23 protein-coding genes are annotated in these 26,089 nt (G+C 69.9%); 5 read left to right on the plus strand and 18 right to left on the minus strand.

Annotated features, from left to right (window positions below; translation table 11 throughout):
- From RUH65_RS09175 to RUH65_RS09185, 3 genes are all read right to left on the minus strand, one after another.
- The coding region (locus RUH65_RS09175) for a thiamine pyrophosphate-binding protein (protein ID WP_313817062.1) at nt 1-1,032 on the minus strand (1,032 nt) is incomplete at its 3' end.
- Nucleotides 1,033-1,198: 166 nt separating this feature from the next.
- Nucleotides 1,199-1,678 (minus strand): Lrp/AsnC family transcriptional regulator, encoded by a 480-nt coding sequence (locus RUH65_RS09180; protein WP_313817063.1) that lies wholly within the window; start codon nt 1,676-1,678, stop codon nt 1,199-1,201.
- Nucleotides 1,679-1,712: 34 nt separating this feature from the next.
- A complete protein-coding gene (locus RUH65_RS09185; protein ID WP_313817064.1) occupies nt 1,713-3,296 on the minus strand; it encodes a SulP family inorganic anion transporter in 1,584 nt (527 codons plus the stop codon).
- Between the two features lie 80 nt (nt 3,297-3,376).
- On the opposite strand from RUH65_RS09185, the gene RUH65_RS09190 reads away from it, so the two are divergent.
- Nucleotides 3,377-3,943: an SRPBCC family protein gene (locus RUH65_RS09190; RefSeq protein ID WP_313817065.1), complete on the plus strand. Its 567-nt coding sequence runs from the start codon at nt 3,377-3,379 to the stop codon at nt 3,941-3,943.
- A gap of 259 nt (nt 3,944-4,202) precedes the next feature.
- Here RUH65_RS09190 and RUH65_RS09195 read toward each other — a convergent pair whose 3' ends face one another.
- The 4 genes from RUH65_RS09195 to RUH65_RS09210 all read right to left on the minus strand — a co-directional run bounded on the left by RUH65_RS09195 (nt 4,203) and on the right by RUH65_RS09210 (nt 9,541).
- Entirely contained in the window at nt 4,203-5,726 is a 1,524-nt protein-coding gene (locus RUH65_RS09195; RefSeq protein ID WP_313817066.1) for an aldehyde dehydrogenase family protein, read from the minus strand.
- Nucleotides 5,727-5,846: 120 nt separating this feature from the next.
- A complete protein-coding gene (locus tag RUH65_RS09200; RefSeq protein ID WP_313817067.1) occupies nt 5,847-7,220 on the minus strand; it encodes a GAF domain-containing protein in 1,374 nt (457 codons plus the stop codon).
- Nucleotides 7,217-7,549, minus strand: coding sequence for a DUF779 domain-containing protein (locus RUH65_RS09205; RefSeq protein WP_313817085.1), 333 nt, complete (start codon nt 7,547-7,549; stop codon nt 7,217-7,219). Before RUH65_RS09205 ends, RUH65_RS09200 begins: the two co-directional genes overlap by 4 nt.
- A 336-nt stretch (nt 7,550-7,885) precedes the next feature.
- The gene (locus RUH65_RS09210) at nt 7,886-9,541 is read right to left on the minus strand and encodes a thiamine pyrophosphate-dependent enzyme (RefSeq protein WP_313817068.1); all 1,656 of its coding nucleotides are present in this window, start codon (nt 9,539-9,541) and stop codon (nt 7,886-7,888) included.
- Nucleotides 9,542-9,850: 309 nt separating this feature from the next.
- Between RUH65_RS09210 and RUH65_RS09215 the strand changes: the two genes are divergently transcribed.
- Nucleotides 9,851-10,570, plus strand: a complete 720-nt coding sequence (locus RUH65_RS09215; RefSeq protein ID WP_313817069.1) for a CGNR zinc finger domain-containing protein — start codon at nt 9,851-9,853, stop codon at nt 10,568-10,570.
- Nucleotides 10,571-10,613: 43 nt separating this feature from the next.
- On the opposite strand, the gene RUH65_RS09220 is transcribed toward RUH65_RS09215, so the two are convergent.
- From RUH65_RS09220 to RUH65_RS09260, 9 genes are all read right to left on the minus strand, one after another.
- Nucleotides 10,614-11,153: a hypothetical protein gene (locus RUH65_RS09220; RefSeq protein WP_313817070.1), complete on the minus strand. Its 540-nt coding sequence runs from the start codon at nt 11,151-11,153 to the stop codon at nt 10,614-10,616.
- Nucleotides 11,154-11,413: 260 nt separating this feature from the next.
- Complete coding sequence (locus tag RUH65_RS09225; RefSeq protein ID WP_313817071.1) at nt 11,414-12,013, minus strand: hypothetical protein; 600 nt, start codon at nt 12,011-12,013, stop codon at nt 11,414-11,416.
- 155 nt (nt 12,014-12,168) lie between these two features.
- Complete coding sequence (locus RUH65_RS09230; RefSeq protein ID WP_313817072.1) at nt 12,169-13,578, minus strand: MATE family efflux transporter; 1,410 nt, start codon at nt 13,576-13,578, stop codon at nt 12,169-12,171.
- Between the two features lie 27 nt (nt 13,579-13,605).
- Nucleotides 13,606-14,577 carry a type II CAAX endopeptidase family protein gene (locus tag RUH65_RS09235; RefSeq protein WP_313817073.1) on the minus strand — a complete coding sequence of 324 codons (972 nt, stop codon included), beginning with the start codon at nt 14,575-14,577 and terminating at the stop codon, nt 13,606-13,608.
- 154 nt (nt 14,578-14,731) lie between these two features.
- Complete coding sequence (locus tag RUH65_RS09240) at nt 14,732-16,915, minus strand: ABC transporter ATP-binding protein (protein ID WP_313817074.1); 2,184 nt, start codon at nt 16,913-16,915, stop codon at nt 14,732-14,734.
- Nucleotides 16,912-18,669: an ABC transporter ATP-binding protein gene (locus RUH65_RS09245; RefSeq protein ID WP_313817075.1), complete on the minus strand. Its 1,758-nt coding sequence runs from the start codon at nt 18,667-18,669 to the stop codon at nt 16,912-16,914. Before RUH65_RS09245 ends, RUH65_RS09240 begins: the two co-directional genes overlap by 4 nt.
- A 252-nt stretch (nt 18,670-18,921) precedes the next feature.
- Entirely contained in the window at nt 18,922-19,761 is an 840-nt protein-coding gene (locus RUH65_RS09250; RefSeq protein ID WP_313817076.1) for a MerR family transcriptional regulator, read from the minus strand.
- A 34-nt stretch (nt 19,762-19,795) separates the two neighbouring features.
- Nucleotides 19,796-20,800 carry a hydrolase gene (locus RUH65_RS09255; protein ID WP_313817077.1) on the minus strand — a complete coding sequence of 335 codons (1,005 nt, stop codon included), beginning with the start codon at nt 20,798-20,800 and terminating at the stop codon, nt 19,796-19,798.
- 17 nt (nt 20,801-20,817) lie between these two features.
- Nucleotides 20,818-21,861 (minus strand): AlkA N-terminal domain-containing protein, encoded by a 1,044-nt coding sequence (locus tag RUH65_RS09260; RefSeq protein WP_313817078.1) that lies wholly within the window; start codon nt 21,859-21,861, stop codon nt 20,818-20,820.
- A gap of 46 nt (nt 21,862-21,907) precedes the next feature.
- Here RUH65_RS09260 and RUH65_RS09265 point away from each other — a divergent pair, with 46 nt between their 5' ends.
- Nucleotides 21,908-22,399, plus strand: coding sequence for an SRPBCC family protein (locus tag RUH65_RS09265; protein ID WP_313817079.1), 492 nt, complete (start codon nt 21,908-21,910; stop codon nt 22,397-22,399).
- A gap of 2 nt (nt 22,400-22,401) precedes the next feature.
- Here RUH65_RS09265 and RUH65_RS09270 read toward each other — a convergent pair whose 3' ends face one another.
- On the minus strand, nt 22,402-23,352 hold the full coding sequence (locus RUH65_RS09270; protein ID WP_313817080.1) for a hotdog domain-containing protein: 951 nt from the start codon (nt 23,350-23,352) through the stop codon (nt 22,402-22,404).
- 116 nt (nt 23,353-23,468) lie between these two features.
- On the opposite strand from RUH65_RS09270, the gene RUH65_RS09275 reads away from it, so the two are divergent.
- Together RUH65_RS09275 and RUH65_RS09280 are read left to right on the plus strand one after the other, a co-directional pair.
- Nucleotides 23,469-24,572: an acyl-CoA thioesterase gene (locus RUH65_RS09275; RefSeq protein WP_313817081.1), complete on the plus strand. Its 1,104-nt coding sequence runs from the start codon at nt 23,469-23,471 to the stop codon at nt 24,570-24,572.
- The gene (locus tag RUH65_RS09280; RefSeq protein ID WP_313817083.1) at nt 24,572-25,171 is read left to right on the plus strand and encodes a HEAT repeat domain-containing protein; all 600 of its coding nucleotides are present in this window, start codon (nt 24,572-24,574) and stop codon (nt 25,169-25,171) included. Before RUH65_RS09275 ends, RUH65_RS09280 begins: the two co-directional genes overlap by 1 nt.
- A 60-nt stretch (nt 25,172-25,231) precedes the next feature.
- Here the strand turns inward: RUH65_RS09280 and RUH65_RS09285 are convergent.
- A partial coding sequence (locus tag RUH65_RS09285) for a molybdopterin-dependent oxidoreductase (protein WP_313817084.1) occupies nt 25,232-26,089 on the minus strand: 858 nt, incomplete at its 5' end.

Genomic DNA, 26,089 nt, shown 5'->3' on the forward strand with positions numbered 1-26,089 from the left:
CCCCCCCACGGCCGTACCGGCGTCAGCGCTCAGGAAGTGCGCGGTGCGCTGATGGCGGCGCGCGTGGTCCACGTCGATCTGCAGCACGGTGGCCTCAGGGCCGAAGACCGTGCCGTAGCGCATCTGGAAGGGGTTCATGCTTGCACCGACCACCAGCACCACATCGGCCTGGCGCATGATCTCCACCCGCTCCAGGCGGCCGAAGCCACCGGCGATGCCCAGGTCACCCTCGGGGCCGGCCACGTTGCGGGCCATCACGGAGGTCGCCAGCAGCGCACCCAACCGATCGGCCAGGTCCCGCAGCGCCTCGGGGCCGCCCGGGGAGTCCAGCACGCCCCGGCCCGCGACGAGCAGTGGCCGCTCCGCCGTGCGCAACGCTGCGGCCAGCGGCTCCAGTTCGGCCGCGGCGGGTCCACTGCCCTCCGGCGCGCCGTCCACCGCCGCTCCCGCAGTGCTCCCCGCCGAGGCGTGCACCGGAGTCTCGACGAGGTCGTAGGGGATCGCGACGATGACGGGTCGCCGACCGGACGCGGCGCGGGCGTAGGCGTCCCGCACCTGGGCGGCCGGATCCCGGTCGTCCAGGCGGATGGTCTCCACGCCGGCCGCAGCGGCCATCCCGACCTGGTCGATGTCGAAGAAGCGGGGCCCCGTGGTGGGAACATCGCCCACGATCAGCACGAGGGGGATCCGGGCCAGCGACGCCTCGGCCAGAGCGGTGAGGGTGTTGGTGAAGCCGGCACCGTAGGTGACGGTCGCGGTCCCGATCCGGCCCGAGGCCCGGTGGTAGGCGTCGGCGGCAGCGACGGCCCCGGCCTCGTGGCGCACGGTGACCAGCGGGAACCCCGTACTGGTCAGCTCACTGATCAGGTGGGCGTTGCCGTTGCCCATCAGCCCGAAGAGCAGGTCGGCCCGCTCCCGGACCACACCGGCCACGGCCTGGGGGACGGTGGCGCGCGCGGCGGAGTCGCCGGACGGCACGGGGATGTCGGCGGGCTCGGTGCGCGAGGCGGTCGGGGCGGGTGCAGCGGTCACGGTGGAACTCCTCGGCGTGATGGACGTCAGGTCTTGCCGAGAAGTGTGTCCGGTCAACCCGTGCTGCGCAATCGAGCCAGCCTCAGCTGCACATCCTGTGCATTCTGACGCGCATGGCGGGCCAACCACTGGACATCCTGACCAGCGCAGCACACTCCTCGTGACCTCAGGGAGTCGAGTCGGCCACCGCATGCAGCAGGGGCAGCGTGCGCCCCTGGATGTGGGTGCGCAGGGCCAGGGAGGACGAGGTGCGCGCCACGCCGTCCAGCTGGGAGATCCGGTCCAGCACGTCCTGCAGGTCCTGGCCATTGCGGGCCACCACGCGCAGGTGCAGGTCATGGTCCCCGGTGACCGTGTAGAGGTCGGTGACCTCGGGGATGGCCGAGAGGATCGCCTCCGTCACCGGCCCATGCCCCACGTTCTGGATGATGTCCACGAAGCAGAAGGCCACCAGGTCATAGCCGAACCCCGCGGGGTCGACCTGCGGGACGATCGCCGAGACCACTCCGTTCGCGTGGAGGCGGGCCAGCCGGCTGGTCACGGTGCCGCGGGCCACGCCCAACCGCCGGGCGCATTCCAGGACGGGCAGTTGCGGTTCGTCCGTAAGCAGCTGGATGAGGCGGGCGTCGAGGTCGTCGGGTTGCATGGCGCCCATTCTGGCACCGGCACGCCCGGCCGGCTCAGTCCCCCGGCGCGAGCTTGCCACGCAGGCGGGCGCGCATGGCCGTGCTGGCGTCGTTCAGCCCCACCACCTCAACGGTCTTGCCGTAGCGCTCGTACTTCTCCGTGATGGCATCCAGGCTGGCCACGGTGGAGGCATCCCACACGTGGGACCGGGTCAGGTCGATGACCACTCGCTCGGGGTCCGCGAGGTAGTCGAACTGCGTGTAGAGGTCGTTCGAGGAGGCCCAGAACAGCTCACCGTCCACGGTGTACGTGACGCTCCCGCCGCCGTCGTGCGCGTGGTCCTCTGAGCTGACGCTCCGCCGGACCGTCACGAAGTGCGCCACCCTCCGGGCGAAGAGCACCATGGCGGCCAGCACGCCGAGCCCCACGCCCACCGCGAGGTTCCCGGTGGCCACGGTGCCGGCCACCGTCATGAGCATGACCAGCGTCTCGGACAACGGCATGGCCCGCAGTGTGGAGGGACGGATCGAGTGCCAGTCGAAGGTGGCCCAGGAGACATAGACCATCACGGCCACCAGGGCGGCCATCGGGACCTTGCCGACCAGCTCGCCCAGCAGGACGGAGAGCACCAGCAGCATGACGCCGGCCGTCAGGGTGGAGAGCCGGGTGCGGGCTCCGTTGGCCTTGGTGTTGATCATGGTCTGGCCGATCATGGCGCAACCGCCCATGGTGCCGAAGAACCCGGAGATGATGTTCGCCCCGCCCTGGCCCAGGGACTCCCGGGTCTTGGAGGAGCCGGTGTCCGTGACATCGTCCACCAGTTTGGCGGTCATGAGGGACTCCATCAGCCCGACGACGGCCATGGCGAACGCGTAGGGGGCGATCACCTGGAGCGTCTCCAGGGTGAACGGCACCTCCGGCAGCACCAGCACCGGCAGGGCCTGCGGCAGCTCGCCCTTGTCCCCCACGGTCGGCACGGCCATCTGGGTGGCGATCACCAGGCCCGTCACCACCACGATCGAGACCAGCGACGCCGGCACCGCCTTGGTCAGCAGCGGGAACAGGAAGATGAGGGCCAGGCCCAGTGCCACCAGGACGTAGACCAGCCAGGGGACGTCCATCAGGTCCGGCAATTGGGACATGAACATGAGGATCGCGAGCGCGTTGACGAACCCGGTCATCACGCTGCGGGGGATGAAGCGCATCAGCTTGGCGATGCCGAGCAGGCCCATCGCCACCTGCAGGATGCCGGCCAGGATGACCGTGGCGAACAGGTAATCCACCCCGTGACTGGCCACCACCGGGGCGATGACCAACGCCGTGGCGGCGGTGGCCGCCGAGATCATGGCCGGCCGGCCCCCGAGGAACGAGATGGAGATGGCCATGATGGCCGCGGCGAACAACCCGACCGCCGGGTCCACGCCGGCGATCAGCGAGAACGCGATGGCCTCGGGGATGAGCGCCAGTCCCACCACGAGTCCGGAGAGCACCTCGGTCTTGAGCCACTCGGGGCGGCGCAGGGTCAGCCACACGGATTGGCGTTGCTCGGGGGTCGCGCCACCGTGCCCCAGGGAGAGGTTCTGGGCCACCTCGGGATGGTGCGGCAGCAGCGGAGGCGCGGGGACGTCGTCGGGCATGGCAAGGACTCCGGATGTTCGAGGGTGACGCCTCCACAGTAGCCGCGGCGTGGCACCGGAGAGGTTCCTACACTGGATACATGAGCAACCAGCCGCAGAACCCGCAGCAGCCGCACACCCGCCGGCCGGACGCCGACGCCACCGTCAACGCGGAGAGCGGCCTGCCGTCCTCGGCCCCGCAGGCCGCCTGGCCCGAGCCGGTGGACACCGGCCCGCTGCAAGTCAGCTACCGCATCCGCGTCCAGGCTCCCGCCGCCGAGTTGTACGCGATCCTCGCCAACCCGCACCGGCACCACGAGGTGGACGGCTCGGCCACCGTCCAGTACGCCCGGACCGGTCCGGACCGCGTCACGGCAGGCGACGAGTTCACCGTGGCCATGCGGAAGTTCGGCGTGCCCTACACCATGAAGCTCGTGGTCACCGCCGCTGACGAGAACGAGCTGGTGGAATGGCAGCACCCCGGCGGGCACCGCTGGCGGTGGCGGTTCGAGGACCAGGGGGACGGCAGCACCCTCGTCACCGAGACCTTCGACTACTCCTGGACCCGGCACGTGGTGGCCCGCGGCTATGAGCTGACCCGGCGCCCGCAGGACAACGCCACGGGCATCCGAGCCTCGCTGACCCGCCTGGCCGGCCGGTACCTGTAGCCCCGGCAGTCAGTCCCTGCCAGCCCCTGTCCGACGCCGGCCGGCGGCCCTGCCGCACACGGCGCCGGGGCGCGGGGCCGGATTGCCAGCGCCTTCACAGCGGCGGCCAAGTCCATGAACAGGTCGGCTCCCTACAGTGGAGAGCACCTCATCAAGGTGCGAGTGATGACAGGAAGAGGCCCCGGGCCCGGCAGATAGCGTCCCCCTCACGCAGCCGGATCACCCGGGGTCTCGTCATGCCCGCAGCGGCAGTCCCGGCTTAGAAGAAGCCCTGCTTGCCCTCGGCGTAGGAGACCAGCAGGTTCTTGGTCTGCTGGTAGTGGTCCAGCATCATCTTGTGGTTCTCCCGTCCGAAGCCGGAGGACTTGTAGCCGCCGAAGGCCGCGTGGGCGGGGTAGGCGTGATAGTTGTTCACCCAGACGCGGCCGGCCTGGATGGCCCGCCCGGCCCGGTAGGCGGTGTTGCCGTTGCGGGACCAGACACCGGCGCCCAGGCCGTAGAGGGTGTCATTGGCGATCCGCATGGCGTCGTCGAAGTCGGAGAACGTGGTCACGGAGACCACGGGGCCGAAGATCTCCTCCTGGAAGACGCGCATGGAGTTGTCACCGCGGAAGATCGTGGGCTGGACGTAGTAACCCCCGGCCAGTTCGCCGCCGAGCTCGACTCGCTCACCGCCGATCAGCACCTCGGCCCCCTCCTGCCGGCCGATGTCCAGGTAGGACGTGATCTTCTCCAGCTGGTCGTTGGACGCCTGGGCCCCCATCATCGTCTCGGTGTCCAGGGGATGGCCCTGCTTGATGGCCCGCGTGCGTTCCACCACGGCGTCCAGGAACCGGTCCGCGATGGACTCCTGGACCAGCGACCGGGACGGGCAGGTGCAGACCTCACCCTGATTGAGGGCGAACATGGTGAAGCCCTCCTGGGCCTTGTCCCAGTAGGCGTCGTCAGAGGCCAAGACGTCCTCGAAGAAGAGGTTCGGGGACTTGCCGCCCAGCTCAAGGGTCACCGGGATGAGGTTCTCGGAGGCGTACTGCATGATGAGCCGGCCCGTGGTGGTCTCGCCGGTGAAGGCGATCTTGCGGATGCGCTTGTTGGCGGCCAGCGGCTTGCCGGCCTCGAGGCCGAAGCCGTTGACGATGTTCCACACCCCTGCCGGCAACAGGTCACCGATCAGCTCGGCCAGCACCAGAATGGAAGCCGGGGTCTGCTCGGCGGGCTTCATCACCACGGCATTGCCGGCCGCCAGCGCCGGGGCGAGCTTCCAGACCGCCATGAGGATCGGGAAGTTCCACGGGATGATCTGTCCCACCACGCCGAGCGGCTCGTGATAGTGGTACGCCACCGTATCCTCGTCGAGCTGGGACAGCGATCCCTCCTGGGCCCGGATGGTCCCGGCGAAGTACCGGAAGTGGTCGATGGCCAGCGGGATGTCCGCATTGAGGGTCTCGCGGACGGCCTTGCCGTTGTCCCAGGTCTCGGCGACCGCGAGCAACTCGAGATTCTGCTCCATGCGGTCAGCGATCTTGTTGAGGATCACCGCCCGCTCGGCCGGAGACGTCCTGCCCCAGGCCGGGGCGGCGGCATGGGCCGCGTCCAGGGCGGCCTCGATGTCCTCCGGGGTGCCGCGCCCGACCTCCGTGAAGGCCTTGCCAGTCACCGGTGACGGGTTCTCGAAGTACTGGCCCTTGACGGGGGCCTCCCACTCACCGCCGATGTAGTGCTCATACCGCGGCTTGAAGGTCACCTTCGAGCCCTCGGTTCCCGGGTTCGCGTAGATCGTCATGTCAGCTCCTGGATTGCGGGGTGGGTGATCACGTCAAGGTGAGGATAGTCACAGTGACGTTGCATCCACGTTGCGTCCGCACGGGGTCCCGCAGGACCGGCCCGCTTGGACGGGCCCGCCTCAGGTCTGCTCGGCCTGAAGCCGCTCCACGGTGCTGACGGCCAGGGACCGGCGGGGAGAATCGGCGGGCAGCATCTTCAAGGACATCATCCACAGCTCGAGGTCCCCGGCCGCCTCGGGCCGGCCCAGGTAGGCCCAGAGATCCCCGATCCCGGCGTCCTGGAGCACGGCCTCCCGCAGGGCGACGTCCAGCTGGTGGCGGATATCGATGATCCCGGGTGCCGCGGACCGGGGCAGCACCGCCCCTGCGGCATGGCCCAAGGCCAGGGTCACCTCGCCCCGGCGCAGGGCCTCCCGCGCCAGGACCGCATCCGTGACCAGCGTGCCCTCCAGGCGGTAGGGCCGGGCCCGGAGCATCACACCGGGCAGGCCGGCCTCGAGGGCACGGCGGAGCCGGTGCACCTCGGCACGGAGGGTGGTGCCGGCGTCATAGCCGTAGACAAGTTCTGCCAGCCGGGCACCGTCCAGTCCGGGTCCATGCCACGTGAGCAGCGTCAGGATCTCGGCGTGCTTGCCGGGGATCTCCCGCCACGCCCCGTCAGCGTCCGCCCAACGCGGCGGAAGGCCGCCGGTGACGTGCAGGACGGTCTCGCGGCCGGCGTCGTACTCTGGAGCGTCCAGGGAGTCCGCGCCCGACGACGGCGCCGCGGCCCACCCACCGGAGGCACCACGGAGTGGGGCCGGGTTCGGCGCGGGGCTCGGAGCCGAATTCCATGCGGAGGCCCGCAGCAACTGCTCCCGCCAGGCCGAATGCACGGCCGCGGCCGCGGCCTTCAGCAGGGGCAGGGCCAGCGGGGAGATGGCCTCGTCACCGCCCGTCAAGTCGATGACACCGACGATCCGGCCGTCAGCCGGGTCTCGGAGGGGAACCGCCGAGCAGCTCCACGGATGCACCACGGGATTGAAGTGCTCGGCCCGGCTCACCTGCACGGGCCGGCCGGAGAAGAGCGCCGTCCCCGGGGCCGACGTGCCCATGGCAGTCTCGGACCAGTCGGCACCGGGCACGAACCCCATGGCATCGGCGCGGCGGCGGGCCTGGTCATCGCCCTCGACCCACAACAGCTGCCCCTCCTGATTCCCCACGGCGACGATCAGGCCGGCCTCCGCGGCAGGGTCCACGAGGAGCCGCCGGATGATGGGCAGCACCGGCGCCAGCGGGTGTCCCCGCCGGACGTCACGCAGGTCCGAGTCCGTGACCATGCGGGGCTCCAGGGTCTTTCCGGCACCGCCGTGCACCACTAGCGAGCGCCGCCAGGACTCGGCGACCTCGGCACGGATCTGACCGAGTACCCCGCGCTGATCCGGCCCGGACAATTCACCGCGCGCCCGTTCGACGATCCGTTGATAGGCCTCACCGGACAGCGAGAGGGTCACCGGGGTTCCATCAGGCGGGACCGGATGAGGAAGCGCTTGCCTTCGGGAGCCTCCACGGAGAAGCCCGAGCCGCGGCCGTCGACCACGTCCAGGGTCAGGTGGGTGTGCTTCCAGTACTCGAATTGCTCACGGCTCATCCAGAACGGCAGTCCGGTGCCCTTCGGCAGCTCGAAGGTCCCCAGCAGCACGTCCGCTCCCCCGGTCTTGAAGTCCCCGGCCGGGAAGCACATCGGCGAGGACCCGTCGCAGCAGCCGCCGGACTGGTGGAACATCAGCGGACCGTGGACCTGCTGGAGCGAGCCGATCAGGTCGAGCGCGGCCTGGGTCATGCCGACGCGGGACACGGTCTCGCCGTCGATCTCGGGGCGGGCATCCAGCACCGAGCCGGCATCGGCCGTGCCGGCGGCCCGGTCCGACTCGATGACTTCCGTGGCTTCGGTACGGGTTGATTCCGTGGACGGGGACGTCATGGCGCAACCTCCTGGCTGTGGCGGTGCATCCACGGTATCCCTCGCCGTGGCCCACGTCACTACCGGCGGCATGTCCGAACGGGCCACCGATGGCGTGCGGCCCGTTAACGGCAGTAGGGGAATCTGACGCTCAAAACCGATGGCCTTGGGCGTCAGACTCCCCCACTGACGACGGGACCTCGACGGCCCTCCTGCTCAGTAGGCCTTGACCCGCTGGTCCACGATCAGGTGGATGAGGGCGAAGGTGCCCTCCTCGTCGATGGCCTGGACGGCGGCCTCAACGGCGGCCGGGACGTCGGTGTCCTGCTCCACGCGCACGCCGAAGCCGCCGAAGGCCTCGGCCATCTTTGCGAAGTCCGGGTTCTTCAGCTGCGTGCCGGAGACCCGGTTCGGGTAGTCCCGCTCCTGGTGGGTACGGATCGTGCCGTACTCCTGGTTGTCCATCACGACCACCAGCGGGGTGGCACCGTACTGGGCGGCGGTGGCCAGCTCCTGGCCGTTCATGAGGAACTCGCCGTCACCGGCGATGGTCACCACGCGGCGGCCTGGGTGATTCAGGGATGCGGCCACAGCGGAGGGCACCGAGTATCCCATGGAGCCGTTGCGGGCCGAGACCATGGCGGCGTAGGAGTTGGTCGGGAAGTATCGGTGCGCCCAGTTCGTGTGCTCACCGGCGCCCAGGGTGATCATGGCGTCCTCGGGCAGCGACTGCACCAGGTGGGCCATGAGCGTGTCCATGCGGGCTTGACCCTCGGACGGCTCGGCGGACGGCAGGGCGGCGAACTTCTCCTGCTCGCCGCGCATGCGCGAGGTCCATTCCTTCCACGAGTCCTTGACGGCCAGGTCCATGCGGACGAGATCCCGCACGAACACGTCCGGCTTGGCCACGATCTGGTGGGACACGGGGCCGGAGCGGCCGCGCAGCGAGGGATCGATGGTGACGAGGAAGTTCTTCCTGTCCCAGTTCTGACGGATGGTGAAGCCGTCCGTGACCACGTCACCGGGGACGGTGCCCACGAAGACGATGAGGTCTGTCTCCTCGAGCAGATCATAGGTCGGCTTCGGCCGGCCGTAGCCGATCGGGCCCACATAGGACGGGGAGGTGAACGGCACGGTGCCCTCGGTGCGCCATTCGGCGGCCGCGGGGATGTGGTGCTCCTCGAGCCAGGTCGTCAGGGCCTCGGCGCCCTCGGTGGTCCAGTCGTTGCCACCGGTGATGAACAGCGGCTTGTCGGACTCCTGCAGGGCCTCGTTCAGGGCCTTCCAGTCCTCCACGGTCATGCCACCGGTGGCCACCGGGATGTTCGGATGCAGCTCGGGGCTGATCTGCTCCTTGATGATGTCCTCGTGCAGGCCCACGATCACCGGGCCGGGACGGCCGGACGTAGCGGCGAACATGGCCTCGGCCACGATCTCGGAGGCACGGCTGGCGTGGTCCAGGGTCATCACGCGCTTGGCGCCGGATTCGAACCACATCTGCGGATCGAACTCCTGGAAGGCCTCCTTGCCGCGGTGCTCGAACGGGATCAGACCCACGAACAGGACCATCGCGGTCGAGTCCTGCCACGCGGTGTGCAGGCCCACATGGGCGTTGGCGGCACCGGGGCCGCGTGTCACCATGGCAATGCCCGGAACAGAGTTCATCTTGCCGTCGGCCTCAGCCATGTAGGCGGCACCGCCCTCGTGGCGGCAGATGATGTTCTCGATAGAGGAGTGGTGCAGGCCGTCCAGCACATCGAGATAGCTCTCACCCGGAATGGAATAGATCCGCTTGACGCCGTGCGCCTCGAGGGTGTCGACGATGACGTGTCCGGCCGACTTCGTGCCGGCCGTGGTCTGTTCAGTGCTCATGCAGTACTCCTTGGACTGTGGGCGGTGCCGGGCATACCGGCTCCGCGGCCCGAGATGGTCCTCGGGCGGCGCGCAGGTCAAACTTTGTACAAAGTACCCCAGCTCCGGGGCCCCTCCCGGCGCTGTGGCCGGATGTGTCGTCCGCACCGAGCACGCGGTCCTTCCTGAACGCGATCTGGGGAGTTCCTGTCCACTACCCGTTTCAGGGCGAATCGCCTGACCAGCACCCCCAAGCAGACGTACAGTGCTGTCACCGTCCGAAGTATTCATCCCCGAATTCCGGACAGCATCAAAAGGACGAAACGCACCATGTTCTCAGCAACCACCACCAGTCGCCTGGCCCAGGCCGCGACGCTTGCCAACACGGCCCCCGGCCCCCGCGGCGGTCGCCTCCTCCCCGACCGTCTCGACCAGCCGGCCGAACTCCCCGCAGTCCTGCCGGACTGGGACTTCGACGAGGATCCCTCCAGCGCCACCCTGCGCTCCGTCCGCAAGCTGCGCGCCGCCGTCGCGGGCATCTGGCAGGACGCCCAGGCCCTGGACATCGATGCCGCCCTGGAGGGCGTCAATCACCTTTTGGCCTCGGCGGGGCCCGTGCACGTGCTGGCACCCGAACCGGCCACGGCCCGCACCCCTGCGGTACTGGCTGCCGGGCAGGACAGTGACGTCCCGGAGAAGACCCTCTCCACCTCTCTGGCCCTGGCACTGGCCGAGGTGGCCCTGGCGGGCGAGCTGACACGGCTGCGGACCTGCTCAGGGGAGGACTGCACCAATGCCTTCGTAGACCTCACGCGCAACCGTTCCAAGCAGTTCTGCGACGAGGCCAACTGCGCCAACCGGGCCCACGTCAAGGCCTACCGGGCCCGGCGAGCTGCGGAGTTCCCGGACCACGACGACCAGCCGAATCACCCGGACCACGAAGCCGCTTCGGACGAGAGGTCCTCGGCGCGCGGTTCGTGGGAGGAAGCGTCGGAGAAGAAGGACAAGCACGGGAAGAAGAAGTCCAAGAAGGGCAAGAAGAAGAAGTAGGTTCGGCACGTCCCCACCCGGGACACCTTCCACTACTGACGGTTCAGGACCCCTGCGGCTCGCCTGCGCCGGACTGGTCGCCCGAGCCGGGCTGGTCACCGGAGTCGGACTGACCGCCCTGGGCGGCTGCATCCCGCTTGCGCTGGGCCTCGGCCTTGCGCCGGGCAACGGACTGCCGGTGCAGCTCCTCGGAGGAGCGGTGCACGCCGGATCCCTGGGAGAGGTGCTCAGGGTTGTCCTTGGCGGCCAGCTGGAGCATCGCCACGACCACAAGGGAGACGATGAAGAAGATCCCGAAGGCGATCAGCCCGAGGTCGAACCGCAGCGGGTTGTCCGAGCCGCCCGAGGCGGTCATCGTGGCCACCGCCCCGCCCACGAGGGCCAGGACGAAGGAGAACCACAGCGGCCCCTTGATGGACTGCAGGAACCCCGCCTTCTGCGGGGCCGGCGCGGCAGGCTGGGCGGCCGATGCCCCCGGCGCCCCAACGGTCGGCTTCCCTGCCGCCTGCCCCGGGGCGCGGCCCGGCCGGGCATCACCGGGACGGGGCGTCTCGGGCTGCTGACCGGCGTTGGGCGTGCTCACTGACCATCTCCTGTACTGCGGGTGGCCCGGCCGGGTTCGGGAGAACGGAGGCCTGACCTGTTCAAAGTGGGGTGGCGCGTCGGCCGCGGGCCGGGACGCACCCTTTCATTCTACGCGTTGTAGAGAACCGGGCGGACCGTCCCCAGGACTGCGCCCCGTCGTCCGCACGGGTGTCCGTCCGGAAGGACATCCGGACCGGAGCAGAGGGCGCTTCCGGGTCGTCCCCGGAAGCGCATTCGGCCAGTTCTGTTAGCATCCGCTCAGCGTCGCGGGGCGCGCGGTCCCTCGTCCTGCTGGGCGGCCAGCGCGGCCGGGCCGGCGTCGTGCCGGAAGCCGAATCCGGAGATGGCGAGCAGCACCGCGATGATGATGGCCCCGCCGCCCACGATGCCGAGCAGGCCGTGCGCGTCCAGGTGGAGGAAGAGCAACAGTCCGACGCCGGACAGCGCGCCCACCGCGCCCGTGTACAGCTGGTCACGGGCCGGCACGAAGGCCGTGCGGTATTGCAGCCACGCCACGAACTCGGCCACACCGGAGCCGATGAGGGCGATGGCCGCGATGATCCCCGCCACGAACTCGGTTCCGGCGAACAGCAGTGCGATGGCGCCGACCATGAGGAGGGCCGCGGCGATCGAGAGCGGTCCGCGCATCTTCTCCGGCACCGGATCCCGGCGCAGGTACTCCCACAGTCCGGATCCGGAGAACACGAAGTAGGCCGCCAGGCCGTACTTCAGCACGGGCAGGCCGGGATCCTGGAGGAAGACGGTGGTCAGGCCGAAGATCGCGGCGATCAGCGCGCGGATGATGATCGGCTTCCACATGATCGCGGCGGTCTCGGCGGGGGCTTTTGCTGCAGGCACCCGACCATTCTAGGCGGGTGCCGCCCACCGGCCGGCCAGCCGGGTCCCCGTCATCGAGCCGGGTGAACCGTCCTGCGGAAATCCGGTGAGTCGCCGCCCAGGGAAGCCGACACGCCGGATTTAAGCATGACGATCGGACGACGCCGGCGGCTCTGTCACTCGCCGCCGACGCGCATCCACGCATCGGTCCGCGCCCGCAGCCCGAGGGTGAGCGCGCGGGCCCCCATGAAGACCCCCGCGAAACCGGCCCACAACAGTGCCAGTTGGGCACCGGCGTCCGGCGCCTGACCGGTTCCGGCGCCGGTGGCGAGCCACCCGAGTCCGGCGAGCGCCGGCAGGTACACGGCCAGGTTCACGACGCCGGCCAGCGCCAGATAGCGGGCATCGCCGGCGCCGATGAGCACGCCGTCCAGGACGAAGACATAACCGCTCAACGGCTGCGAGGCGGCCAAGACGAGGAGTCCGGCGGTCGCGGCCGTCTGGACGGCGGGCTCCGGGGTGAACAGGGGCGGCAGCACCCACGCCAGGACGGCCAGCAGCACCCCGGTGATCACGCCGAACCACAGCGACCAGCGGACCATGGTGCCGGTCAGCGCGCGGGCCTCGTCCCTCCGGCCGGCGCCGAGCTCCCGGCCGATGAGGGCCTGGGCGGCGATGGCGAGGGCGTCCAGGGCGAAGGCCAGGGTCGAGTAGACCGTGAAGACGAGCTGGTGTGCGGCGAGCGTGGCCGTGCCGAGACCGGTGGCCGCCACCACCGTGAAGAGGATGGCCGCGCGCAGGGTGGCGGTCCGCAACAACAGCCAGGACCCCACCTGGGCGGTGGCCCGCATGCCGGACCCGGACGGTGCCAGGTGGGTGCCGGCGCGGCGGAACCGCGGGTACAGCACAGTCAGGTAGACCGCGAACATGGCCCACTGCACGGCCGAGGTGCCCATCGCGGAGCCGGCCACCCCGAGGCCCGCGCCGTAGACCAGCACGAAGTTCAGCCCGATGTTCGCGGCGAAGCCCACCCCGGCCACGATCAGCGGGGTCTTGGTGTCCAGCAGCCCCCGCAGGATGCCGGTGGCGGCCAGCACGCCGAGGATCGCGGGGATCCCGGGCATGGACCACTGCAGGTAGGCCACCGCGTGGTCCTGCACCGCACCGTCGGCACCGATCAGCCCGGCCAGCGGCGGCGCGGCGAACCAGCCCGCCACGGCCAGGACGGTGCCGAGCAGCAGGGCCAGCCACACGCCGTCCCGTCCGCGGTCCATCGCCGCCCCCAGGTTGCCGGCGCCCAGGAACCGGGACACGGCCGGCGTCGTGGAGTAGGCCAGGAAGACCATCAGCCCGGTGGCGGTGTGCAGCACCGTGGTGCCGACCCCGACGCCGGCCAGCTCGGCGACTCCCAGGTGGCCGATGATCGCGGTGTCCGCGAGCAGGAACATCGGCTCGGCCAGCAGGGCCCCGAACGCGGGGACGGCAAGAGCGAGGATCTGCCGTGAGATCGGACGGGCATCCCGGGGCGCCGTGGCTGGCACAGCGGACTCGGTGGTCTGGGCGGGTTCGGTGGGTTCGGTCGGCATGGGGCGGTTCCGCGGCGTGCTCGGCGCCTACATGCCCTCGGGCAGCAGCGGCAGGAGCGTATACGCCACGACGATGGAGACGAGGTTGTTGAACACGTGCAGGATCGTGGCATAGGCCAGCGACTTGCCGGTCAGGACGTAGGCCACCGTGATGGCGGCGGCGAGGGTCAGGTACGGGATCACCTGGACGGGATCGAAGTTGAAACCGGTGCTGAGGAAGTGGATCAGGGCGAACAGCACCATGGAGATCACCACGCAGACCCACACGTTGATCCAGCGGGAGAGCTTGCCGATCATCAGGTGCCGGAAGATGTACTCCTCCACGAACGGCGCCATGAAGACGGTCACCAGCAGCATCGGCAGGAACGCGACCTCGGTGGTCATCTCCTCGATGGCCAGCTGGTTGGCACTCTTGATCGGCTGGCCCGCGGCCATCACCACGAGGGCGTTGACCATGATGCACACGAACCAGATCACCGGGATGAGCCCGATCTTGAGCCACCCGTACTGCTTGAACGTGCGGAACGAGGCGATGAACGGCTTCCAGCACGCGATCAGCGCCAGGACGGTGAGGACCGAGTACGAGATCAGATTGATGCTGAAGGTGAACGAGCCCTCGTTGAGCGTGCCGTCCGGCTCCGTGAACTGCTCCTGGAAGCCCGGGATGAGCGTCACCAGGACGGCCGCGCCCAGGATGAAGATGAGCAGATAGGCCAGCACCGTGACCAGATCCATCCACGTGGGCTTGCCCGGGTCCAGGACGATGCGGTCATGCGGGCGGCGGCCCGGCCACCCCGGCGGGATGGAGCCCGGGCCGGCACCGTGGGAAGCGGCTCCGGCCCCGGCGGGCTGGAGCGGGCCCTCCTGCGGCCGGCCGTAGTCCCGGCCCCGCTTCGGCCAGCCAGCCGGGATGGTCGGCTGGCCCTGCGGTGAGGACCCGTGACCGTCGGCGGGGCGGTGTGGCTCGTGCTGCGGTGCCTGCCGCGGGTCATCGGTCATGCGCCCATGCTATCGACGCCGACCGGTGCCCCCAACACGGCCATCCGCTGACCTCCGAACCGAGAAGTCATCCTTCCCCACACACTCCGGGCCGTACCGGGGCCTGGACAGTGCGGGGAAGGATGAGTAGCGGCCCGTTCGGCGGCGCAGTCGGCTACCGGCCGGCGTGGGGACCGGCCACGCCCCCGGTGGACTCGGGACGGTGTTGCCCCGGTTCCACCACGGGGACGGACCCCGTGGCGAGGTCCTCCTCGACCATCGGGATGGCACCGGTGCCCACGGACACCGCTGCCTCCTCCGCGTCCAGGTCCACGCCCTGGGTGAACTGGGACATGTACAGCCGGTAGTAGGCGCCCTCGGCGGCGAGCAGCTGCTCGTGCGAGCCCTGTTCCACAATGTCACCGTGCTCCATCACCAGGATCACGTCCGCATCGCGGATGGTGGACAGCCGGTGCGCGATCACGAAGGACGTCCGGTCCGAGCGCAGGGCCGCCATGGCCTCCTGGACGAGCACCTCGGTGCGGGTGTCCACGGAGGAGGTGGCCTCGTCCAGGATCAGCAGCGCGGGATCAGCGAGGAAGGCGCGGGCGATCGTGATGAGCTGGCGCTCACCGGCGGAGATGTTGGCCCCCTCCGCCTCGATCACGGTGTCATAGCCGTCCGGCAGCGTGTGCACGAAGCGGTCCACGAAGGTCGCCTTCGCCGCGGCCACCACTTCCTCGTCCGTGGCGTCGAGCCGGCCGTAGCGGATGTTCTCCCGGATGGTCCCACCGAAGAGCACGGCATCCTGCAGCACCATGCCGATCTGGCCGCGGAGCACCCCTCGGTCCAGGGTGGCGATGTCCACGCCGTCGAGCCGGATCTGGCCGCCGTCGATCTCGTAGAACCGCATGATGAGGTTGACCAGGGTGGTCTTGCCCGCGCCGGTGGGGCCGACGATGGCGACGGTCTCTCCGGGATGCGCGTCCAGGGACAAATCCGTGATGAGCGGTTTCTCCGCGGTGTAGGAGAACTGCACGTGGTCGAACTCCACCCGGCCGTGCACGGGCTGGGCCAGCTGGCCGGGCTGCTTGCCGTCCGGATCCAGGGTGCCGTCCTCGGCCTGGTCGGAGAGGTCCTCCTCCTGCTCGTCGGCATCCAGCAGCTCGAAGATCCGCTCGGCCGAGGCCACGCCGGAGATGAGCATGTTGGCCATGCCGGCCATCTCGCCCAACGGGGCGTTGAACTCGCGGGAGTACTGGATGAAGGCGGTGACCTGGCCCAGGGACATCTGCCCGGTGGCCACCCGCAGGCCGCCGACCACGGCGATGCCCACGTAGCCCAGGTACGTCACCCACTGCATGATCGGCATGATCATGCCGGAGTAGAACTGGGCCCGGAAGGAGGCCTCGTAGAGGTCCTCGTTCCGCTCGTCGAAGCGCTCCCGCATGGACTCCTGGCGGCCGAACACGGTCACCAGCTCGTGCCCGGTGAAGGACTCCTCGATGTGCCCGTTGAGCCGCCCGGTGTTCTTCCACTGGGCGGTGAACAGCTTCTGTGACTTCGAGCCGATGATGCCCACCACGATCCCGGCGATCGGCAGGGCGATCAGCGCGATCAGCGCGAGCTGCCAGGAGAGCACGAACATCATGATGGTGATGCCGATGATGGTCATGACCGCGTAGAACAGGGACGCGAAGGCCTGCTGCATGGCGGTCTGCACGTTGTCCACGTCATTGGTGGTCCGGGACAGCAGGTCCCCGCGCTGCCGCGTGTCGAAATAGCTCAGGGGCAGGCGGTTGACCTTGGCCTCGATCTGCTGTCGGATCCGGTAGACCACGCGCATCACGATCTCGTTGAGCACGAAGCCCTGGAGCCAGTCGAACAGGGACGCCACCACATACATGCCCAGCACGACCCCCAGCATCCGCGAGAGCGTGGTGAAGTCGATGGAGCCGGCCATCCAGCCGTCGAAGATCACGTCCATGGCCTGGCCGAGGATCGCCGGTGCCCAGACCGTCAGGATGGTCGAGATGGCGCCGAAGACGAACACCATCACCACCCCGAACTTGTGGTCCTTCAGGGTGCCGAAGAGCCGCCCGAGGGACGGCCAGAAGGTCTTGGCCTTGCGCGGCGCGGAGCCTTCGCCCCACTCGCCGGTGCCCACACTGTCCTGCAGTTCCGCGATCTCCTGCTCGGACACGACGCCGGCCGCGGCGCCGTCGTCCTTCGCCGCACCCCCGGCGGTGGACCGGAAGGCGGTAGACCGGTACGCGGGACGCTGGACCTCCGGGAAGAGATCCTCCGGACGGCCGGTTGGCTGGCTGGACTTGGTGATGTTGCGCTCGCCCGTGCTCATGCCACTTCCTCCGCGCTGATCTGGGAATCCACGATCTCCCGGTAGGTCTCCGAGGTGTCGAGCAGTTCCTGGTGGGTGCCGCGGCCGACGACCCGGCCCTCCTCGAGCACGATGATCTGGTCCGCCTCCGTGATGCTGGAGACGCGCTGGGCCACCATGATCGTGGTGGCGCCCTCGGTGTAGCCGGTCAGGGCCGAGCGCAGCCGGGCGTCCGTGGTGACGTCCAGGGCGGAGAACGAGTCGTCGAACAGGTAGATGCGGGGCTTCGCCACCAGGGCCCGAGCGATGCACAGGCGCTGGCGCTGGCCGCCCGAGACGTTGGTGCCGCCCTGCGAGATGGCCGAGTCCAGTCCGGTCGCGGCGCTCTCACCCTCGCCGGTGGTCCGGTCCCGGACGAACTCGGTGGCCTGGGCGGTGTCCAGCGCCGCCCAGAGCTCGGCCTCAGAGGCCTCCGGCTTGCCGAAGCGGAGGTTGTCCGCCACGGAACCGGAGAACAGGAAGGGCTTCTGGGGAACGAACCCCACCGCCTCGGTGAGGGAGGCCCGGGACATCTCCGCCACCGGCACCCCGTCGATCAGCACCGTGCCCCCGGTGGAGTCGTAGAGCCGGGGAACGAGGTTGATCAGGGTGGTCTTGCCGGAGCCGGTGGAGCCGATGATCGCGGTGGTCTGGCCGGCCTCGGCGGTGAAGGAGACACCGTCCACAATGGGTGCCTCGGCCCCCGGGTAGGCGAACCTCACGTTGCGGAACTCGACCGTGCCGTCCTTGCGCAGCGGCTCGACGGAGTGGTCCGGCTCCTGGACGGAACCGGTCGTGGTGAGCACCTCGCCGATGCGGCGGGCGGTGATGATGGCACGCGGGAACATCATGAACATGAACGTGCCCATCATGACGGCCATGAGGATCTGCAGCAGGTACTGCATGAACGCGGTCAGGGCGCCGACCTCCACGAGGCCGTCATCCACACGGTGGCCGCCGAACCACAGCACGGCGGCGGTGGCCAGGTGCAGGACCATGGTGATGAGCGGCCCCATCAGGATGAACAGCCGGCCGATGTTCACGGAGGTCTTGGTCAGCGTTGCGTTGGCGTCCGTGAAGCGTCCGGTCTCGTGGCGCTCCCGCACGAAGGCCCGCACCACCCGGATGCCCATGATCTGTTCACGCATCACGCCGTTGACGTCGTCAATGTTGGTCTGCATCCGCTCGAACAGCGGCATCAGCCGCTGCACCAGCACGCCCACGATCAGCAGCAGCACGGGAACGGACACCCACACGAGCCAGGACAGACCCGGGTCCTCCTGGATGGCCATGACGATGCCGCCGACGGACATGATCGGCACCATCACCATGAAGTTCAGGGCCATCAGCACGACCATCTGCACCTGCTGCACGTCATTGGTGCCGCGGGTGATCAGGGTGGGAGCTCCGAAGCGGCCCATCTCCTCGGCGGAGAAGTGGTCCACCCGCGTGTAGATGGCCTGGCGGATGTCCCGGCCGATCGACATGGACATGCGCGCACCGAACCAGACCGCCGCGATGGCGGTGATCACCTGGACCAGGGCGACAGCCAGCATGACGGCGCCCACGCGCCAGATGTACTCGGTATCACCGGTGGCGATGCCGTTGTCGATGATGTCCGCGTTGAGACTGGGCAGGTACAGCGTGGCCAGGGTGGCGGCCAGCTGGAGCACCAGGACGGCCACGACGAGGGCCCAGTAGGGCCTGCCGTAATGCCGGACGAGTTTCCACAGCATGGGGGTTCGCTTCCGGGTCGTTCCGCCCGCCTGCCGATCAGGCAGGGGGGATGTTGATGAGGGGGACCGCCTCCGGGCGCAGAAGTGCCGCAGTGACCGACCGGGCGTGGTCTGCGGGATCGCGGGAGCCGAAAATGGTCCACCGTTATCATGCCCGAAGATCGAGAGAAATGTGTGCTTCTCTGCTGACGGTGAACCCTTCTGAGCAGAATCGGAGAACTCGCCCCCCGGATCCCGGCGGCGATCGGCTGGCTACCGCGCCTTCCGATCAGCGTTGGCGTGGATGGCGTCCCGCAGGTACTGCGCCAGACCCGGTCGCAGCTCCTCATAGGTCGCCGCGAACCGCGGATCCTGGACGTACATGTCCCCGAGGTTCCGATGGAAGGTCCCATCGATCGGGAAGAACCAGTGATCCATGTGCACGCGCATCGCCTCGGCCGCGGCCATGGCCTGCTCCGAGTCGGCCGGCAGGCCGGCGTCCATCGCGGCCAGGATCAGTTGGTTGTTCTCCTCAGTCTCAGCGCTGATCTTGGCCCAGTCCTCCTGCGTGTACGCCGCCGTCCGGCGTTGCGACTCCTTCCAGGCCTCGGTTTGGCCCCAGCGGTCCTCGGCCTCGGCCTGGTACTCCTCAAAGTGCTCCGTGTAGGAGTCCCCGAAGAGCTCGCGCATGTCCTTCTCGTTCAGGTCGATGTCCTTCATATCCTTCTCCAATGCAGTGTCCAATGCGGCCAGCAGCCGCGTGAGTTCGGTGATTTTCTCCTCCACCAGCTCGCGCTGGCGTTCCAGGGCCCGGCGCCGGCCGGTGCCCTCCCGGCGCTCCTCGACCGCGAGCGCGGCGGCGATGTCCTCAAGCCCCAGCCCGAGGCGCCGGTAGGCGACCACCTGCTGCAGGCGTTCGACATCGGGCGGCGCATAGAGGCGGTAGCCGGCGGAGGACCGGGCGGCCGGGGCGACCAGGCCGACCTGGTCATAGTGGTGCAGGGTGCGCACGGTGACTCCGGTGGCGGAGGCGGTCTCCCCCACCGTCATCAGGGCGACCTCCGGGTGGGGGCGCCGCAGGCCGGCTCCCGTCCGCTGCTTCTCGTTCTTCATGGCTCCTACTGAACAGCCTCACGCCGCGTCAGGGTCAAGTCAGGTGGTCCATCCGGCCCTCGGCCCAGTCCGCATGCCGCCGTGCGGACCGGTGCACCACCGCGGCGGCCTCGGAGGCGATGGCCCCGGAGAAGTTGTCATAGAGCCGCTCGTAGTCGTACCGGTCCAGGTGCCCGGCGATCCGCTGGGCCACGGCACCGGACAGCGGCAGGTAGTTGGGGAACGAGCGCATGAACGTCGCCCCTTTCCGGTCCCGGGCCACGCCCACGGTGTCCCCGGCCAGCAACACGCCCGCCCCGTCCTGGCCGGTGAAGTGCACCACCACGCTTCCGGGGAAGTGTCCGCCGGGCTGGGAGGCGGTCACCACGGGAGAGCCGGGCAATCCGGCCGGCCGTGTCGGTTCAGCCGGCCCGGCCAGTGGCGTCAGGGATCCGGACCACACGACGGTGTTCGCCGGCCGCCGGGCCAGCCAGCCGGCGTCGGCCTCGGAGACGTAGACCGGCACCGGGCCGCCCACTCCTCCACAGGCCTCGGCCCAGGCGGACTGTGCGCCGTACATGTGCGGATGGGAGGCGATGATCCCCGCCAGCCCGCCCAACCCCAGCACGGCGTCCACGGCGGCGCGGTCGATGTACGCGGGGACATCCACCATGAGGTTCCCGGCCTCGGTGACGAGGACCTTGGCGTGCTGCCCGATCCCGACGCCGCCGCTCACCCGCACGGCCCACAGGTTCGGCTCCAGCTCGGTCATGTCGGTGTTCGTGCCCGAGGCGCGGAGCTCACCCACCGTGGTCCAGCGCTGACCATCGGCGGGAACCCACTGCCGGTCGTCCGCACAGATGGCGCAGACCGCCGGCACGACATCAGACCGGGCGTCATCCCGCGCGTCGGTCAACGCGGCGGGTCCCGCGGCGGCGAGAGCGCCTTCCTGCTCGACCCCGCAGGTGGCGCACAGGACGAGACCGTCCCAGGCGGCGTGGTCGATCGCGACCTGATCGGGCGTGTCCGAGCCGATCGCGGCGGGGTTCGAGTCCGTCATGGGGCACTCCTTCGTGGTCAGCCGTCCCGTCCCATGGTGGCGCGACGGCTCGCGAGCTGCCAGAGGTGCAGGGCGGCGGAGGACCGAAAGGGTGACCAGTCGGTGGCCCGGACGGCGAGGGACCGGTGCGCCGCTGCCCCGGTCAGGTCCCGGTCCAACAACCCCGCGGCCCGGGCACCGGCCACCAGCGCCACATCGCCGTCGAGCCAGGCGTCCGGATCCCGCAGCACGCGCATCGCCACGTAGGCCGCGGTCCACGGCCCGATGCGGGTCCGGGCCAGCAACTCCCGCCGTAGTATCTCCGGCTCGGCGTCCGCGTGCACGGTCAGTCCACCGTCGGCCAGGGCTCGGCAGGTCCCGACGACGGCCCGCACGGCGTGGCCCGGCAGCCTCAGGGGACGCTCGGGGTCAGGTCTCTCACCGGAGACCGGTTCGGGCACGCCGGAGGCGATCTGGTCCGCCGTCGGAAAGAGCCGATGCAGTGAGCCCCAGAGCGGGCCCTTCTCCGGACGATCGCGTGGCGGGCGCCCCTGCGGCGGGCCGGGAGAAAGACCGGGAGGGGAGTACGGGGTGCCCAGGGCCCCGGCCAGCCGGCCGAGATGGGTGCGGGCGGCGGCCACCGAGATCTGCTGTCCCACGAGCGCCCGGACCACGAGTTCGTGAGGGTCTACGGTGCCGGGGATCCTGATGCCCGGGGTGGCCCGCACGAGCGGAGCCAGAGCGGGGTCGGTGGCCAACATGCCATCCGCCGCGGTTGGGTCGGTATCCGCGTCCACCAGGGCCCGGAGGGCGGTCAGCGCCGCGCCCTGGTCCGCGGCGGCGGTCAGGTGCAGCCTCGCCCGCAGGGTCCAGCTCCCGTGCCGGTTGCGGGTGGCGAGCACCAGGACCGCGGCCGGGCCGCTCGGCAGGGCCAGGGTGCGGGCGTACCGGAGTTCCTCTGGCCGCGTCAGGTCGGCGGCCTCGACACCCGTGACGGCGCGGGCCGCCAGGAAGCGGAAGATTCCGGGGGCGTCGTACGGCGCGGTGACGGGGACCTCGAGTTCGACCGGGGAGACGTCCATGCGTGGACCCTATCGCCGTGCCGGGCCGAGGCGGTATCTTCGCCGCATGACTGCGCCAGCGGGCTCTCCCCCGACCGACCTCACCGAGCTGTCCTTCACCGTGACCGGGCGGATCGCCAGGCCGGTGACGGAGGTGTATGAGGCCGTGGCGGACCCGGACCGGCTCTCGCAGTACTTCACCACTGGCGGCGCACAGGGGCGATTGGAGTCCGGCGCCGAGGTGACGTGGGACTTCGCGGATTTCCCCGGGGCCTTCCCGGTAGAGGTGATCGAGACCGCCGCGCCGCAGCGGATCGTGCTGCGGTGGGACGGCGAGTCGGCGGTGCATGAGTCCGGCATGACCACGGTGACGTTCACGTTCTCCCCGCTGGACGGGGACACGCGCACGCTGGTCACGATCACGGAGTCCTCCTGGCATCCCACCCAGGACGGGGCGCGCAACGCGTTCGGCAACTGCATGGGCTGGACCGGGATGCTGGCGGCCCTGAAGGCCTGGGTGGAGCACGGGATCAATCTGCGCAACGGGTTCTACGCCTGATATCAGCCGCCGGCCCATTCGTGGGCGGCCTTGTTCCGCAGGCCCACGAGCTCCAGGGCACGCCGTTCCAGGACCTGGTCCTGCTCGCTCACGGCGGTCCACTGCTTGACAGGCAGGGCCTTGCCGTCTGCTCCGGCGGACACCATCACCGTGAGCCCGTGCGCAATCAGCATCGGTTCGCGCTCACGCCGGTCCCCGGCGCGGGCGCGGACGGACAGGTGCATGGACCGGGGGCTGGTGTGCACGAGCCGGGCCTCCAGCTCCACGAGGTCGCCCACGCGCACGGGCTGGTAGAAGCGCACGCCGCCGGCGAAGACGGCGACCACGGGCACCCCCGACCACCGGGAGGCGCAGACGTTGGCCGCCTCGTCGATCCACCGCATGACGGTGCCGCCCTGGACCTTCTCCCCGGGGTAGACCTCACGGGTGTGGGCCAGGAACCTCATGATCACGGATTCGCTGGTCAGTTCGCCGGCGGGTGGCGGCGCCTCGATCATGGCCTCCTCCACCTCACGGCGGACCGTGCCGCGCAGCTTGGCCAGGCGTTCCCGCTCCAGCTCCTCCGGGGTGTCCGGCTCCCAGGGGCGGACGGGAATGGAGTTGCCCTGCGCGTCCACCGCCACATAGACCATGACGCACTCGGTGCACACCGTGGACTTGCCCTCGGCATCCTTGATCTCCGGCAGCACCACCCGGGTCTGCACGTGCACCGAGGTCCGGCCGGTGTGCACCACCCGCGACTGCACCACCACGCGGGTCTCCACCGGCACCGGGGTGCCGAAGTGCATGTTGCCCACATAGGAGGAGACCACGTTGGTGCCGGACCAGGAGGCGGCGGAGGCGTAAGCCGTCTTGTCGATCCAGGTCATGACGGTGCCAGCATCCACGGAGCCATCAGGGTGGTCGTAGGCTTCGGCCCTGAACTGCAGGGCGACAGAACTGTGGGTGGGCATACCACCGAAACTAGCACCGGTGACGGACGCCACGTTCACCGGATTCTCGCCTAGCGGAAACTTTCGGCAAGTCCACAGCCAACGCCCAGCCCCCGGGCGCAGGTCACAATGGTGGGATGGAGATTTCCCCCACGACGGCCGCCCCCGCCTCGCCGACACCACCCGCAGACCGCCGGCACGAGGTCACGCTGCGCTTCCTCGCGGCCCCCACCGACCGTGGCAAGGCCGGCACGGTGGATGCCGGCCGGGTGCTGGAGTGGGTGGACAAGGCCGCCTTCGCCGCCGCCACGGGCTGGAGCGGGAGCTATTGCGTCACGGCGTACGTGGGCAACATCCACTTCGAGTATCCCGTCGAGGTCGGCGAGATGGTCGAGATCACCGCCACGGTCCTCTACACGGGCCGGTCCTCCATGCACATCAACACCACGGTGCGCTCGGGGGACCCGAAGACGGGCCGCCTCGCCGAACGCGCCCGCTGTGTGGTGATCTTCGTGGCCGTGGACGCGCAGGGCAACTCCACGCCCGTGCCGGAGTTCGTCCCCCGCACCCTGGAACAGCAGCTCGCCCGCGACTACGCCAGGTCCCGCATCCCGGTCCGGGACGAGATCTCAGCCGAGCTCCGGGGACAGCAGTACACCGAGGCCGGCACCGCCGAGAAGGTGGTGCTGCGCTTCCTGGCCGAACCCACGGATGTGAACTGGGGCGGCAAGGTCCACGGCGGGATCGTCATGGAGTGGATCGACTCCGCGGCCTACCTCTGCGCCTCGCGCTACTGCGGCCGGGACACCGTGGCGGTGTTCTCCGGCGGCATCCGCTTCCTCCGCCCCCTGCACATCGGGGACCTCGTGGAGGTGGAGGCCCGCCTGATCTACACGGGGAACAAGGGCATGCACATCGCCGTCGAGGTCCGCTCCGGGGACCCGACGGGACGGGAACTGGCCCAGACCACGAACGGCATCACGGTCATGGTGGCCCGGGACAGCTCGGGCACCTCCGTGCCCGTCCCCTCCTGGCAACCGGTGAGCGGGGAGGACCGGAGACTGTGGCAGCACGCCCGGACCCTGCTGGAGATCCGCGGCCGGGCACCGGGGAACCGGCTGCCCAACCACCTGCTGGAAGGACAGAAGGACGACGCCGGCGGCGCCCCGGCCGCTCAGGGCCCGGGGACCCGTATCGAGACAGCCGAGACAGCCGAGGCCCGGGACCGGGGGCAGCACTGATGGCCGACCGCTACTGGGAGGTGAACCTGCCGGGCCCCGCCGAGGGCGAGGAGGCCGCGATGGTGACGGCCGCCGTCGAGCACGTGGGTGGACACCGGCTGGCCGACTGGGCCGTGCGGCTGCTCAGTGGCCGGGCACGCCCCGGGGATGCCGGGGACCCGGACATCGCGCTGATCCGCGGCGAGGCGGACACCCTGGACCCGGAACTGGCCCTGGACCCGCACCTGCCTCGGATGCTGGGGGCACGCGTGCTGGTGCACCACTGGCATCCGCGGGCCGCCGATGCCGTGCTGGCCGGCCTGACTGATGAGAGCGCTGCGGTGCGCCGGACGTGTTGCCGGGTCGTCGCGGCCCATGGGTCGGAGGGCCTGGTGCCCGCGGCCCGCACCGTCGAGGCCCTGTTGTCCGACTCGGATCCGCGGGTCCGCAGCGCCGCCGCGCAGGCCCTCGGTGAAGTCGGCCGGGAGTCGACCGCGTCCGCCCTGCAAGGTCTGCTCATGGACCCCGATTCGGTGCTGGCCTCAGCGGCCGAGGACGCCCTGGACCGCCTGGCCGAGCGTTTCGCCCGGCCGGACCTGCGCTCCGAACCGGAGTACTGAGCCGGCATTCGCGCTGACGGCAGGACCGCCTGCCGGCAGGGACTGGCTGCCGGGCGGCTGCTACTCGACGCTGAACTGGACCTCATGCCAGCCGCTCGCGCCATCCGGCACGGTGTCCGCGCGGTCCGAAGTCTGAACCTCGCCGTCTCGGTTCACGGCGCGGACCCGGGCCTTGTGGTTGCCGGGCTCGCCCTCCCACTCCAAGGACCACTGCCGCCAGGTGTCCGCGGTGGCCTCGGCCGCCAGGGTGGCGTCCTGCCACGCCCCGTCATCCACCTGCACCTGGACCCGGTCGATGCCGATGGTCTGGGACCAGGCCGTGCCGCCCAGGACGGTGGCGCCGGCGGGCACCGCCTCGAAGCCCCGCGGGACGTCGATTCTCGAAGCCAGCTTGATCGGGCCGCGTTCCGCCCAGCCACGGTCCGTCCAGTAGGCGGTCTTGTCCGCGAAGCGGGTGACCTCCAGGTCCACCACCCACTTGGTCGCCGAGACGTAGCCGTACAGTCCGGGCACCACCATCCGCACCGGGAAGCCATGCTCCAGCGGGAGCGGCTCCCCGTTCATGCCGACCGCGAGCAGCGCGTCCCGTCCGTCGGTGAGGACCTCCAAGGGGCTTGAGGCGCTGAAACCGTCGGCCGAGGTCGAGAGCACCATGTCCGCACCCTCCTGCGGCCGGGCCCGGGCCAACAGGTCCTGGAGCGGGTAGCCCAGCCATTTGGCGTTGCCGGCCAGTTCCCCGCCCACGGGGTTGGACACGCACGTCAGGGTCACCCAGCTCTCCTGGAGGTCCAGCTCCAGCAGTTCGGTGAAGCTCAGGGTGAACTCCTCCTCGACCATGCCGTGGACCCGCAATTCCCAGGTGGAGGGGTCGATCCGGGGCACGGCCAAGGCCGTGTCGATGCGGTAGAAGTCGCCGTT

Source organism: Citricoccus sp., assembly GCF_032154715.1.
In the GTDB taxonomy this organism is placed as follows: domain Bacteria; phylum Actinomycetota; class Actinomycetes; order Actinomycetales; family Micrococcaceae; genus Citricoccus.